Source organism: Agrobacterium sp. RAC06 (genome assembly GCF_001713475.1).
Taxonomy (GTDB): Bacteria; Pseudomonadota; Alphaproteobacteria; order Rhizobiales; family Rhizobiaceae; genus Allorhizobium.
Map to the genome: position 1 here is coordinate 735,510 of NZ_CP016499.1, position 12,318 is coordinate 747,827.

General features: G+C 60.4%; 13 protein-coding genes. All 13 read right to left on the reverse strand.

Annotated elements, in window-relative coordinates; all coding sequences use genetic code 11:
- Positions 1–12: 12 nt before the first annotated feature.
- A complete protein-coding gene (gene lipA, locus BSY240_RS03385) occupies positions 13–1,008 on the reverse strand; it encodes a lipoyl synthase (RefSeq protein ID WP_054148071.1) in 996 nt (331 codons plus the stop codon).
- A gap of 40 nt (positions 1,009–1,048) precedes the next feature.
- A complete protein-coding gene (locus tag BSY240_RS03390) occupies positions 1,049–1,303 on the reverse strand; it encodes a GlsB/YeaQ/YmgE family stress response membrane protein (protein ID WP_054148070.1) in 255 nt (84 codons plus the stop codon).
- Between the two features lie 76 nt (positions 1,304–1,379).
- Positions 1,380–2,825, reverse strand: coding sequence for a dihydrolipoyl dehydrogenase (lpdA, locus tag BSY240_RS03395; RefSeq protein ID WP_069041419.1), 1,446 nt, complete (start codon positions 2,823–2,825; stop codon positions 1,380–1,382).
- Positions 2,826–2,900: 75 nt separating this feature from the next.
- Positions 2,901–3,167 (reverse strand): YdcH family protein, encoded by a 267-nt coding sequence (locus BSY240_RS03400; RefSeq protein ID WP_069041420.1) that lies wholly within the window; start codon positions 3,165–3,167, stop codon positions 2,901–2,903.
- Between the two features lie 111 nt (positions 3,168–3,278).
- The gene (locus tag BSY240_RS03405; protein ID WP_069041421.1) at positions 3,279–3,917 is read right to left on the reverse strand and encodes an SGNH/GDSL hydrolase family protein; all 639 of its coding nucleotides are present in this window, start codon (positions 3,915–3,917) and stop codon (positions 3,279–3,281) included.
- A 16-nt stretch (positions 3,918–3,933) separates the two neighbouring features.
- A complete protein-coding gene (locus tag BSY240_RS03410; protein WP_069041422.1) occupies positions 3,934–5,274 on the reverse strand; it encodes a pyruvate dehydrogenase complex dihydrolipoamide acetyltransferase in 1,341 nt (446 codons plus the stop codon).
- A gap of 12 nt (positions 5,275–5,286) precedes the next feature.
- Positions 5,287–6,663 carry a pyruvate dehydrogenase complex E1 component subunit beta gene (locus tag BSY240_RS03415; protein ID WP_054148065.1) on the reverse strand — a complete coding sequence of 459 codons (1,377 nt, stop codon included), beginning with the start codon at positions 6,661–6,663 and terminating at the stop codon, positions 5,287–5,289.
- Positions 6,664–6,678: 15 nt separating this feature from the next.
- Positions 6,679–7,725, reverse strand: coding sequence for a pyruvate dehydrogenase (acetyl-transferring) E1 component subunit alpha (gene pdhA, locus BSY240_RS03420; RefSeq protein WP_054148064.1), 1,047 nt, complete (start codon positions 7,723–7,725; stop codon positions 6,679–6,681).
- Between the two features lie 149 nt (positions 7,726–7,874).
- Positions 7,875–8,192: an FtsB family cell division protein gene (locus BSY240_RS03425; RefSeq protein WP_054148063.1), complete on the reverse strand. Its 318-nt coding sequence runs from the start codon at positions 8,190–8,192 to the stop codon at positions 7,875–7,877.
- Between the two features lie 139 nt (positions 8,193–8,331).
- A complete protein-coding gene (gene eno / locus BSY240_RS03430) occupies positions 8,332–9,606 on the reverse strand; it encodes a phosphopyruvate hydratase (RefSeq protein WP_054148062.1) in 1,275 nt (424 codons plus the stop codon).
- Between the two features lie 214 nt (positions 9,607–9,820).
- Positions 9,821–10,669: a 3-deoxy-8-phosphooctulonate synthase gene (gene kdsA / locus BSY240_RS03435; RefSeq protein ID WP_069041423.1), complete on the reverse strand. Its 849-nt coding sequence runs from the start codon at positions 10,667–10,669 to the stop codon at positions 9,821–9,823.
- Positions 10,666–11,559 (reverse strand): VOC family protein, encoded by an 894-nt coding sequence (locus BSY240_RS03440; protein WP_069041424.1) that lies wholly within the window; start codon positions 11,557–11,559, stop codon positions 10,666–10,668. Before BSY240_RS03440 ends, kdsA begins: the two co-directional genes overlap by 4 nt.
- A 20-nt stretch (positions 11,560–11,579) precedes the next feature.
- The gene (locus tag BSY240_RS03445; RefSeq protein WP_069041425.1) at positions 11,580–12,128 is read right to left on the reverse strand and encodes a DUF1003 domain-containing protein; all 549 of its coding nucleotides are present in this window, start codon (positions 12,126–12,128) and stop codon (positions 11,580–11,582) included.
- Between the last annotated feature and the right edge of the window lie 190 nt (positions 12,129–12,318).

Here is a 12,318-nt window from a genome sequence, read left to right on the forward strand (position 1 = left end):
GACAGAGGCAGCCTAGGCCCGAACCAATTGCAGCTTCTCCCGCGCCGCCTTCAGCCGGGCAAAGTCATCGCCGGCATGGTGCGACGAGCGGGTCAGCGGGCTCGAGGACACCATCAGGAAGCCCTTGGTGTAGGCGATGTCCTCGTAGGACTTGAACTCTTCTGGCGTGACGAAGCGCTCGACCTTGTGGTGCTTGCGGGTCGGCTGGAGGTACTGGCCGATGGTCAGGAAGTCGACGTCGGCAGAACGCAGGTCGTCCATCAACTGCAGCACTTCGTTGCGCTCTTCGCCGAGGCCGACCATGATTCCGGACTTGGTGAACATGGTCGGGTCGAGTTCCTTCACCCGCTGAAGCAGGCGAACGGAATGGAAATAGCGGGCGCCGGGACGGACCGTCAGGTAGTTGCCCGGCACGGTTTCCATGTTGTGGTTGAAGACGTCGGGCTTGGCCGCGACGACTCGCTCAAGGGCACCGGGCTTCTTGAGGAAGTCAGGGGTAAGGATCTCGATCGTCGTCTCGGGCGATGCTTCGCGGATCGCCCAGATCACCTTCTCGAAATGTTCGGCGCCGCCATCAGCCAAGTCGTCACGGTCGACGGAGGTGATGACAACGTGCTGCAGACCCATCTGGCGGACGGCTTTGGCCACATTGGCGGGCTCGTCAAGATCGAGCGGGTTGGGCTTGCCGGTCGCGACATTGCAGAAGGCGCAGGCGCGGGTACAGATCTCGCCCATGATCATGAAGGTCGCGTGCTTTTTGTCCCAGCACTCGCCGATATTCGGGCAGCCGGCCTCTTCGCAGACCGTCACCAACTTGTGGGAGCGCACGAGCTCGCGGGTCTCGTGATAGCCCTTGGATGTCGGCGCCTTGACGCGGATCCATTCTGGCTTGCGCAATACCTCGGTGTCGGGCTTGTGGGCCTTTTCCGGATGGCGCACACGCTTTTCGTCTGCTGGCGCCAGGGGTGCCGCGTTCGAAAGATTGGTCCTGTCGAGAATGGTGACCATGGTCAAAACCCTATCCCGCCGCTGATGCGGCTAATCGAGATTACCGCCGGACAAGCCGGGCAATGAAGAGAAGGAGGCTGGCGCCAACGAAACTGGTGATAAGGTATCCGAGCCAGTCACCCTCGACAAAGATGCCGAGGCGACGGAAGATCGCCGCTGCGATTGCCGCGCCGACAATGCCGATCACGATGTTCATGAAGACGCCGAAGCGCATGTCCATCAGCTTGCCGGCAAGCCAGCCAGCGAGGCCGCCGAAGAAGATCGTCGCGATAATGCCGACTTCAAACCCTGCCACGTCGAACTCCCTTTGGATCGTCAATTTGGAACCTGCCGCCCATATAGGCGGCGAGGTCCCGTTTCACAACCTTGCTTCAGGCGTTCAGCACCCGGCCGTAGGCATCGAGCACGCTTTCCTTCATCATTTCCGACAGCGTCGGATGCGGGAAGATCGTGTGCATCAGCTCTTCCTCTGTCGTCTCGAGGTTCATCGCGACAACGAAGCCCTGGATAAGTTCGGTCACTTCCGTGCCGACCATGTGCGCACCGATGAGTTCGCCGGTCTTCTTGTCGAAGATCGTCTTGATCATGCCCTGGTCTTCGCCGAGCGCGATCGCCTTGCCGTTGGCGGCGAAGGAATAGCGACCAACGCGGATTTCACGGCCCTGTTCCTTGGCTTTGGCTTCGGTCAGACCAACCGAGGCGACCTGCGGGTTGCAATAGGTGCAGCCCGGGATCTTGGCCTTGTCCATCGGGTGAACATTCGGCAGGCCCGCGATCTTCTCGATGCAGATGACGCCTTCATGCTCGGCCTTGTGGGCGAGCATCGGCGGGCCGGCAACGTCGCCGATCGCATAGAGGCCCGGCACGTTGGTCTTGCCATAGCCGTCGATGACGATGCAGCCGCGATCGGTCTTTACGCCGAGCGTTTCGAGGCCGAGGTTCTCGATATTGCCCTGAACGCCGACGGCGGAGATCAGGCGGTCAGCGGTGATAGTCTGCACCTTGCCGTCCTTGGTCTCGACATGGGCGGTGATGGAATTTGCACCCTTCTCGACCTTGGAGACCTTGGCTTCGGTAATGATCTTCAGGCCGCGCTTTTCAAGCTGCTTGCGGGCGAAGGTAGAAATCTCCACATCCTCGACCGGCATGATGTTGGCCATCAGCTCGACGACGGTGACGTCGACGCCCATGGAGCGGTAGAAGGAGGCAAATTCGATGCCGATCGCGCCCGATCCCATGACAACAAGCGACTTCGGCATGAAGTCCGGCTTCATCGCCTCGAAATAGGTCCAGATCAGCTTGCCATCCGGCTCGATGCCAGGGAGTGCACGCGGACGGGCACCGGTCGCAACGATGATGTGCTTGGCGGTGTAGGTGCCTTCACCCAGCACGCCCTTCGGAACCGGGTGTTGCGGCTCAACGACAGGCTTCGACATCTTGCCGACGACGATTTCGCCGGGCTTGGTCAACTTGGCTTCGCCCCAGATCACGTCGATCTTGTTCTTCTTCATCAGGAAGCCGATGCCACCATTGAGGCGGGCAGAGACACCGCGGGAGCGGGCGACGACTTCCTTCACGTCGGCTGTCATGGTGCCGTTCAGCGTCAGGCCGTAGGATTTCGCATGGTTGGCGTGATCGAGGATCTCGGCTGAGCGCAGCAGCGCTTTTGTCGGGATGCAGCCCCAGTTCAGGCAGATGCCGCCCAGATGCTCGCGCTCAACGATCGCGGTTTTCAGTCCGAGCTGGGCGGCACGGATGGCGGTGACGTAGCCGCCGGGGCCGGAGCCAATGATGATGACGTCGTAAGCGTTCGACATAGGTGCTTCCACTCCTCGGTTTCCTGCGAGCCTCCATTCTCACGGAGGCCCGTTTCGGGACTGGAAGCGAAACCCTCAGGCTGCGGGTGTCTCGGCTTCCGGTTCGTGACGAACCAGCATCCCGTAGATTTCATCCTTGAGCTGCATCCGCTTCTTGCGCATTTCCACGATGTGGAAGTCGTCTGCAGGCTCGATATCGGTTTCGGCGCGGTGGATGGCCCGGTTCACCTCATGATAGGTTTCGAACAATCTTGCAAAATGCCCATCCGTTTCTTTCAGATGACGCATCAGCGCGACGTGTTCCGGGAATTCCACTGCCAGTTCGTGCGGTGTGTTCGACATGATCCCATCTCCTCTTGTCGGGGTTGATGGGTACAGGTTAGACGCAGCGCACAAGACCTCCTTGATTTTGATCAACGCGCCCTGCCAGAGGATGCAGGATGCGGTCTTTCTTCAAAGCCCAAGCATCATGCGGACGACAGGCTCAAGACCGCGACCGATCGCACGGGTGTTTTCAGCATCGAGATGGATGCCGTCGAGCGGCGTGGTCTCTGCGACCGATCCTGCGTCGAAGAAGGCGCATCCCGATTCGTCTGCCGCATCGCGGTACATGCTGGCGAGCATGGCGCCTTCGTCCACCGAGTGGTTGAACATGGCGCCAAACACCGAATTGGCCGTCTCGCGGATCGCCGGCGGCGCGACGACCAGGATTTCGGGCTCGTCGAACTCGAAACCCCAGTCGTGCTTCTGAACGAGCTTGACCAGCCGCTTGACGCCACTGGTCGCGCCGATGGCCGTGCCCTGAATGCCCCGCTTGAGGTCATTCGTCCCCAGCATGATGATCACAAGATCGATCGGCTTGTGCGTTGCGAGAAGCGTCGGAAGCAGCTTGGTTCCGTTGCGCTCGCAATCGCCCAGATGGTCGTCATAGGCGGTGGTACGACCGTTCAAGCCCTCGGCGATCACCCTGACCCCGTGGCCGAGCGCCTTTTGCAAGACACTCGTCCAGCGGACCTCATAGGCATGGCGACCCAGATTCACCGGGTCATATCCCCATGTCAGGCTGTCGCCGTAAGCGAGAACGGTCTTCATCTTAACCGCCCCCGGTTCAGACCAGCATGCCCATCGGATTTTCGATGTAGCGCTTGAAGGCACCGAGCAGTTCGGCCCCGAGCGCGCCATCGACGCAGCGATGGTCGGTCGAGAGCGTCACGGTCATGACATTGGCGATCTTCATCTCGCCGTTCTTGACCACGACCCGCTCTTCGCCGGCACCGATCGCAAGGATCGTTGCATGCGGCGGGTTGACCACGGCCGAGAAGCTCTTCACGCCCATCATGCCCATGTTGGACACGGCAGTCGTGCCGCCCTGGTATTCCTCGGGCTTCAGCTTGCGGTCCTTGGCGCGCTTGCCGAGGTCCTTCATCTCGTTGGAGATGGTGGACAGGCTCTTTTCCTCCGCCTTGCGGATGATCGGAGTGATCAGGCCGCCGGGGATCGAGACCGCCACGCCAACATCGGCATGCTTGTGCTTGACCATGTTGGTATCGGTCCAGGAAACGTTGGCATCCGGCACGTCGCGCAGCGCGAGAGCCAGTGCCTTGATCACCATGTCGTTGACCGAGAGCTTGTAGGCCGGCTTGCCGTCTTTTTCGGGGGCTGCTGCATTGAGCTGGGCACGAAGTGCCAGCAGCGCATCCAGTTCGCAATCCACGGAGACGTAGAAATGCGGAATTGTCTGTTTGGATTCCTGCAGGCGCTTGGCGATCGTCTTGCGCATGCCGTCATGCGGCACGAGCTCGTAGGAGCCTTCGGCGAAGTTCTTGAGAACAGCTTCTTCCGAGGCGCCCTTGGCCATAACCGGGGTAGCTGCAGCAGTTGACGCTGCTGCTGGCGCCGGGGCAGCCTTTGCACCACCGGTGCTCACGGCCTTTTCGACGTCGCTCTTGACGACGCGGCCCTTCGGTCCGGAGCCAGAGACTGCCTTCAAGTCGAGACCGGCTTCCTTGGCGAGGCGACGGGCGAGCGGCGAGGCAAAGACCCGTTCCCCGCTCGACGCTGCCGGAGCAGCCGACGCGGCAGCAGGAGCCGGCGCTACAGCTGCAGCTGTGGCGGGCGCAGGTGCTGCTTCCGCCTTCGGAGCAGGAGCCGCCTCAGCCTTCGGCGCGGAAGATCCGCCACCAGCAGCGGCGGCTGCGACGTCCTCGCCTTCCTCGGCGAGGATCGCGATCAGCGCGTTGACCTTCACGGCCTCTGTGCCGGCGGGAACAACGATCTTTGCGACGATGCCTTCATCGACGGCTTCCACTTCCATGGTCGCCTTGTCGGTCTCGATCTCGGCGATCACGTCGCCGGACTTGACCTTGTCGCCTTCCTTGACCAGCCACTTGGCCAGATTGCCCTCTTCCATCGTCGGAGACAGGGCCGGCATGGTGATATTGATCGGCATGACCTTGCCCCCTTACTTGTAGCAGACGGTTTTGACGGCCTGAACGACTTCGGCAACGCTCGGCAGTGCCAGCTTTTCAAGATTGGCCGCATACGGCATCGGAACATCCTTGCCGGCGATCGTCAGGATCGGCGCATCCAGATAGTCGAAGGCCTGCTGCATGACGCGGGTCGCAATTTCGGTGCCGACGGAGGACTGCGGATAGCCTTCCTCGACGGTGACCAGGCGACCGGTCTTCTTGACGGATTCGATGACGGTCGGCAGGTCCATCGGACGGATGGTCCGAAGGTCGATCAGTTCGACGTCGATGCCTTCCTTCGCCAGCTCCTCGACGGCCTTGACCGAATAGGTCATGCCGATACCGAAGGAAACGATGGTCGCGTCCTTGCCGGTCTTGTGGATGCGTGCTTTGCCGATCGGCAGGACGAAGTCATCCATCTTCGGCACTTCGAAGGAGTGACCGTAGAGGATTTCGTTTTCCAGGAAGATGACCGGGTTCGGATCGCGGATGGCCGCCTTCAGCAGCCCCTTGGCGTCAGCCGCCGTGTAGGGCATCACGACCTTCAGGCCCGGGATCTGGCTGTACCAGGCAGCGTAGTCCTGGCTGTGCTGGGCGCCAACGCGGGCAGCTGCGCCGTTCGGACCACGGAAGACGATCGGGGCACCCATCTGGCCGCCGGACATGTAGAGCGTCTTGGCAGCCGAGTTGATGATGTGGTCGATCGCCTGCATGGCGAAGTTGAAGGTCATGAATTCGACGATCGGCTTCAGGCCGGCCATTGCCGCACCAACGCCGAGACCGGCAAAGCCATGCTCGGTGATCGGGGTGTCGACCACGCGCTGGGCGCCGAATTCCTGCAGAAGCCCCTGCGTGATCTTGTAGGCGCCCTGATATTCAGCGACTTCTTCACCCATGATGAAGACGTCAGGATTGGCGCGCATTTCCTCGGCCATGGCTTCGCGCAGCGCTTCACGCACCGTCATCGTCACCATTTCGGTGCCGGCCGGGACGTCCGGATCGGCAGCGACTTCAACCTTCGGAGCAGCCGGAACGGCAGCAGCAGCAGGCGCTTCAGCTGCCGGTGCGGATACAGGCTCGGCGGCAGCAGGCGCTGCCTTCGGAGCAGGTGCCGCATCGGCACTTTCACCATCCTGAAGCAGAACGGCGATCGGCGTATTGACCTTGACGTTCTCGGTGCCGGCCGCAATCAGCAACTTGCCGAGCACGCCTTCATCAACGGCTTCCACTTCCATGGTCGCCTTGTCGGTCTCGATCTCGGCGATCACGTCGCCAGACTTTACGGTGTCGCCTTCCTGCTTGATCCACTTGGAAAGCGTGCCTTCTTCCATTGTCGGAGAAAGGGCGGGCATCAAAATTTCGATCGGCATGGGTTCCCTCCCCGATTACAGAAGAATGTCGGTGTAGAGCTCGGAAACATCCGGCTCCGGATCGGCCTGGGCGAAATCGGCGCTGTCCGCAACAATGTCGCGCACATCCTTGTCGATCGCCTTGAGCTGGTCTTCTGAGGCCCAGCCATTCTCGAGGAGACGAGCCTTGACCTGTTCGATCGGATCCTGCTCCGACCGCATCTTCTGCACTTCTTCCTTGGAGCGATACTTCGCCGGGTCTGACATCGAGTGACCGCGATAGCGATAGGTCAGCATTTCAAGAATGATCGGACCCTTGCCGGAGCGGCAATGTTCAAGCGCCTCATCGGCGGCCGCCTTCACCGCGCGCACATCCATACCGTCAACCTGGACGCCGGGGATGCCGAAGCCGGAGCCGCGCAGCGAATAGTTCGACTGTGCCGTGGCGCGCGCCGTCGAGGTGCCCATGGCGTAACGGTTGTTCTCAACGATGTAGATGATCGGCAGCTGCCAAAGGGCAGCCATGTTGAAGCTCTCGTAGACCTGGCCCTGGTTTGCAGCGCCGTCGCCGAAATAGGCAACAGCAACATTGTCATTGCCGCGATACTTGTTGGCAAATGCAAGACCGGTTCCGAGCGAAACCTGCGCGCCGACGATGCCATGGCCACCATAGAAATGCTTCTCTTTCGAGAACATGTGCATGGAGCCGCCCTTGCCCTTCGACAGGCCGCTGCGACGGCCCGTGAGCTCGGCCATGACGCCGCGGGCGCTCAAGCCCGCTGCCAGCATATGTCCGTGGTCGCGATAGGCGGTGATGACCTGATCACCTTCCTTCTGCGCCATCTGCATGCCGACAACGACAGCTTCCTGGCCGATATAGAGGTGACAGAAGCCCCCGATGAAGCCCATGCCGTAAAGCTGGCCGGCCTTCTCTTCGAAACGGCGGATCAGAAGCATTTCACGATAGGCGTGAAGCTCTTCATCCGCGCCGAATTCGGGTGCGTTTTTTCCGGTGAATTCCTTGCCGGCCGACTTGGCCGAAGACTTCCGACCGTTCGCAGCTGCTGGCTTGCGAGGCGCCATGCATCCCTCCCATGGGTTTATTATGGTCCAGAGTTGGGGACAGAATAGGGAAGAAAGAGGACGGCGGCAATGCCATAAATGCATGGCTCACATTCGCCGCAAGCAACTGTAATGACTAAAAAATTTACGATTAACTCAATTCAGGTTAATCAGAAATAGGTGTTGAAGATGACGATTTCGTCCGGACGCGACATGTTGAGCTGATAACGCGCCTTTTCGTCGATGATATCCTCATCGAGAGAGCCGTCACTCAAGAGACTGACATCCTTTTCAAGAACGGTTCGCTGGGCCACGAGCGCCTCAAGCTCCGATGCACGCTCCTGCCGGATGCGCTCGAATTCTTGCCCCGCCCTGAGGCCGTAATCACCATGGATGGAATGGTAGCCGAAATAGGACAGGAAAGCGACGGTGATAGCGGGAAGAATAAGACGGCCGTATTTCTTCTTCTTGTGATGCCTGGTCCACATGCCGACAAATGCCCTGAAACGCGAAACTTGTCGCAAGAGTAACCGTCAGATCTTAACCGACCGTTGACCCTAATCGCAGCGCAAAAGAAAAAGCCCGCGCCGGGGAACCGGCACGGGCTTCGAAGGAATTCGACCGAGATCAGCCGCGCAGGATCGACGAGCCTGCGTAGACGGCCTGCGGTCCGAGTTCTTCCTCTATGCGGATCAGCTGGTTGTACTTGGCGGTACGGTCAGAGCGGGCAAGCGAACCCGTCTTGATCTGGCCGCAGTTGGTGGCAACCGCGAGATCGGCAATCGTCGAGTCCTCGGTTTCACCCGAGCGGTGCGACATCACGGCCGTGTAGGCGGCGCGGTGCGCGGTCGAAACGGCGTCGAGGGTTTCCGACAGCGAACCGATCTGGTTGACCTTGACCAGGATGGAGTTGGCCACGCCCATCTTGATGCCGTCGCGCAGGCGGGCCGAATTGGTGACGAAGAGATCGTCGCCGACGAGCTGGATCTTCTTGCCGACCTTGTCGGTGAGTGCCTTCCAGCCGTCCCAGTCGTCTTCGGCCATGCCGTCTTCGATCGAGAAGATCGGGTATTTGGCAGCAAGCTCGGCGAGGTACTCGGCCATGGCTTCCGGCTCCAGCGTGCGGCCTTCACCTTCCAGCACATACTTGCCGTCCTTGAAGAATTCGGTCGAGGCGCAATCGAGCGCGATATGCATATCTTCACCCGGACGGTAGCCGGCCTTTTCGATCGACTTCATGATGAAGTCGAGGGCGGCAGGCGCTGATGCCAGACCGGGCGCAAAACCACCTTCATCACCGACATTCGTGTTGTGGCCGTCGGCAGCGAGCTGCTTCTTCAGCGTGTGAAAGACTTCCGAACCCATGCGAACGGCGTCGCGGATGCTGTCGGCACCGACAGGAACGATCATGAATTCCTGGAAGTCGATCGGGTTGTCAGCATGCGCGCCGCCATTGATGATGTTCATCATCGGAACCGGCAGGACATGGGCGTTCGGGCCGCCGACGTAACGGTAGAGCGGCAGGCCAGAGGACTGGGCTGCAGCCTTGGCGACGGCGAGCGAGACGCCGAGGATGGCATTGGCGCCGAGGCGCGCCTTGTTCGGCGTGCCATCGAGCTGGATCATCAGGTTGTCGATCTGGATCTGGTTCTCGGCATCGTGACCGCCGATCGCATCATAGATCTCGCCGTTCACGGCTTCGACCGCCTTTTCGACGCCCTTGCCGAGATAGCGCGAACCACCGTCACGCAGCTCGACGGCTTCATGCGCGCCGGTCGATGCGCCCGAGGGAACCGCAGCGCGGCCCATGCTGCCATCTTCGAGATAGACGTCGACCTCGACGGTCGGGTTGCCACGGCTGTCGAGGATCTCGCGGCCGATGATGTCGGTGATGGCGGTCATGTTCGCTCCCTGTAGACGGAAATTGGACAAGGCTCGGTAGGCCGATCGCAAGCCAGAAGCCAGCGGACCCGCCCGTTGAGTCATCCTCTCTTATCCGATGATCGGGAAAATACAATGACGGATCAGAGCCGAAACGAACGAAATCTAATCGATTTAAACGGCGATGACCTCCGGCGCTTCCGGTTCAACCGATTGAAGCGCCGCGATAGGACGATCAGGATGCCTTGGCGATGTCGTCGAAGGCGATGAGTTTTTCGAGCAGACGACGCATGTCCGTGATCTTGACCATGTTCGGGCCATCTGACGGTGCGTTGTCCGGATCCTGATGAGTCTCGATGAAGAGACCACCGACACCGACGGCAACAGCTGCACGAGCCAGCGTTTCGACGAATTCCCGCTGGCCACCAGAGGACCCACCCTGCCCGCCCGGCTGCTGGACCGAATGGGTGGCGTCGAACACGACAGGTGCGCCCATGGCCGCCATGATCGGCAGCGAGCGCATGTCGGAGACCAGCGTGTTGTAGCCGAAGGAGGCACCACGCTCGCAGAGCAGGACGTTCGGATTGCCGGAACCGGTGATCTTGTTCAGGACATTTTTCATGTCCCAGGGCGCCAGGAACTGGCCCTTCTTGACGTTGATCGCGCGACCGGTCTTCGCCGCAGCCACCAGCAGGTCTGTCTGGCGGCAGAGGAAGGCCGGGATCTGCAGGATATCAACGGTCGGGGCAACGGCGGTGCATTGCTCTTCCGTGTGGATGTCGGTGAGAACCGGAACGCCGAATTCCTTCTTGATGTCGGCGAAGACTTCCATTGCCGTTTCCAGGCCAATGCCGCGCTCAGCAGACAGCGAGGTGCGGTTCGCCTTGTCGAAGGATGACTTGTAGACAAGGCCGAGTCCGAGTTCGCGGCAGAGCTCGACGAGCTGGCCGGCGATCATGAAGGCATGGTCGCGGCTTTCCATCTGGCAGGGACCAGCGATCAAGGCAAAACGGCCCTTCTGGGAGAAGACGGCCTTGGCCGCGCCTTCGCCAACGACGACTTCCGAATTGGGGGACACGCTCATTTCAACTCCTCGAAGGCAAAGGTAACACCCTGCCCCTCTTCCGGCGCGACGACGAGGCGTGCGCCCGTTTTTTGATAGGTGACGCCCTTAGCAGCGAGGCAGGCTTCTGTCACGCCGAGATCATCAACCGCGAAAACCACGGCTGCCCCGACGAGCCCCCGTTCCGAGACCGCCACGTCCTGTCCGAAGTGAAGCCGGAAACCCTCCGGTGTCAGGACATCGACGGACGTATGGGCGGCCTGGATGGAGATGCCGAAGGAATGGGCCGTGACATCGCGCTGATCGAGGACCATTTCCAGCAGATATTGGAAGTCGCTCGGGTTTTCTTCGACCAGCACCACGCTTCGAATCCCTGCTGCGCCATTGGCATGTACGAGCAGGGGCCCCCGATCGGTCGGGAGCGGGTTGATGCGCTGACAGGCGAAGGCGAAAAAATCAGGCGCGCGCAGGTCTGCGGCAAAGGCGAGGCGGAACGAACCCTCCGCGGTCCGCCCATCCGGAAAACGAAACTGGCGTGCGAAATCAAGCACAGGGCCGGGGCTCATGCCGTCTTGGCGATACTGCGAATCGTCAGCCAACGCGTCGTGCGTCTTCACGACAATGGCGGAGAGGCCCTCGCCTCGTCGAAAGCGAAAGGCCTGATCGCGAGCGACAAAGACATTGCCCATGCGCGCTGCTTCCAGACAGTCCTCTCGGCTGCCGACCGCCAGCGGTTCCAGATAGGTGTCGTCAGCGAAGAACACACAGGCATTCTCCGTGCCGAACGGGTGGCGGGCATCCGCCGCAACGGTAAAGCCGAGACGCCCGAGCCTGTCGCGGGCGGTTTCGAGCTCGAAGACCGGCAGGACGAGATGATCGATGGCGCGGGCTGAGGAAATGGGATTGGACATGTTTGCTCTCGATTAATTCTTCAGTCTTGAGAATTGTGCGCCTTGCTTGAAAGGGTCTCGATCGCCTGGCGCAGCGCATTAATCTCCTGGCGCGCCTCGCGCAGCTCTTTCACCACCTCCTCGTCGATCTTGTGGTGCAAGGCCAATACCTCGATCTCTGCCTTGAGATTGATCTCGTAGTCTTTCGCCGCCATGAAGCGATCCCGCTCGGTCTGGCGGTTCTGGCTCATCATGATGATGGGTGCCTGGATGGCGGCGAGCATCGACAAGAGCAGGTTCAGGAAGATGAACGGATAGGGATCGAGCGCACCTGTTGCCAGAATCACCGTGTTGAGGATGACCCAGGCGACCAAAAACAGCATGAAGCCGATGATGAAACCCCAGGAACCACCGACCCGTGCGATGCCATCAGCGACCCGCTGGCCGAACGTGGCATGAGCCAGAAAGTCCTCGCCGGCATTGGTCGACACCGTGCGTCGCTCGCGCGCCCGCTTCAGCACCTTCTGCTCTGCTGACGAAAGATCGGATGACGACTTTCCTAGAACGAGCTTCTCGATATCCTTCAGCATTTACAGCATCCTTGAGGGCGGTTTGCCTGATGTGTGGGGGCGGATCTGCACTCTCCCCTGCAACACGCCAAAATCCGACAGTTTCAAGACCTTTGTCCGCGGCTATCGCATTTTATCACTGGCTCTTCACAAAAATTTATCCCCTTGCGGAACACAACTGGAACATATAGTGTCTGTTCTGTATTTGTTT

Excerpts from the sequence above, each read along its gene's own strand:
- BSY240_RS03445 (WP_069041425.1), bottom strand. The coding sequence starts at position 12,128 with ATGCTGAAGGATATCGAGAAGCTCGTTCTAGGAAAGTCGTCATCCGAT.
- BSY240_RS03405 (WP_069041421.1), bottom strand. The coding sequence starts at position 3,917 with ATGAAGACCGTTCTCGCTTACGGCGACAGCCTGACATGGGGATATGAC.
- BSY240_RS03440 (WP_069041424.1), bottom strand. The coding sequence starts at position 11,559 with ATGTCCAATCCCATTTCCTCAGCCCGCGCCATCGATCATCTCGTCCTG.
- kdsA (WP_069041423.1), bottom strand. The coding sequence starts at position 10,669 with ATGAGCGTGTCCCCCAATTCGGAAGTCGTCGTTGGCGAAGGCGCGGCC.
- BSY240_RS03415 (WP_054148065.1), bottom strand. The coding sequence starts at position 6,663 with ATGCCGATCGAAATTTTGATGCCCGCCCTTTCTCCGACAATGGAAGAA.
- lpdA (WP_069041419.1), bottom strand. The coding sequence starts at position 2,825 with ATGTCGAACGCTTACGACGTCATCATCATTGGCTCCGGCCCCGGCGGC.
- BSY240_RS03400 (WP_069041420.1), bottom strand. The coding sequence starts at position 3,167 with ATGTCGAACACACCGCACGAACTGGCAGTGGAATTCCCGGAACACGTC.
- BSY240_RS03425 (WP_054148063.1), bottom strand. The coding sequence starts at position 8,192 with ATGTGGACCAGGCATCACAAGAAGAAGAAATACGGCCGTCTTATTCTT.
- pdhA (WP_054148064.1), bottom strand. The coding sequence starts at position 7,725 with ATGGCGCCTCGCAAGCCAGCAGCTGCGAACGGTCGGAAGTCTTCGGCC.
- BSY240_RS03410 (WP_069041422.1), bottom strand. The coding sequence starts at position 5,274 with ATGCCGATCAATATCACCATGCCGGCCCTGTCTCCGACGATGGAAGAG.
- eno (WP_054148062.1), bottom strand. The coding sequence starts at position 9,606 with ATGACCGCCATCACCGACATCATCGGCCGCGAGATCCTCGACAGCCGT.
- lipA (WP_054148071.1), bottom strand. The coding sequence starts at position 1,008 with ATGGTCACCATTCTCGACAGGACCAATCTTTCGAACGCGGCACCCCTG.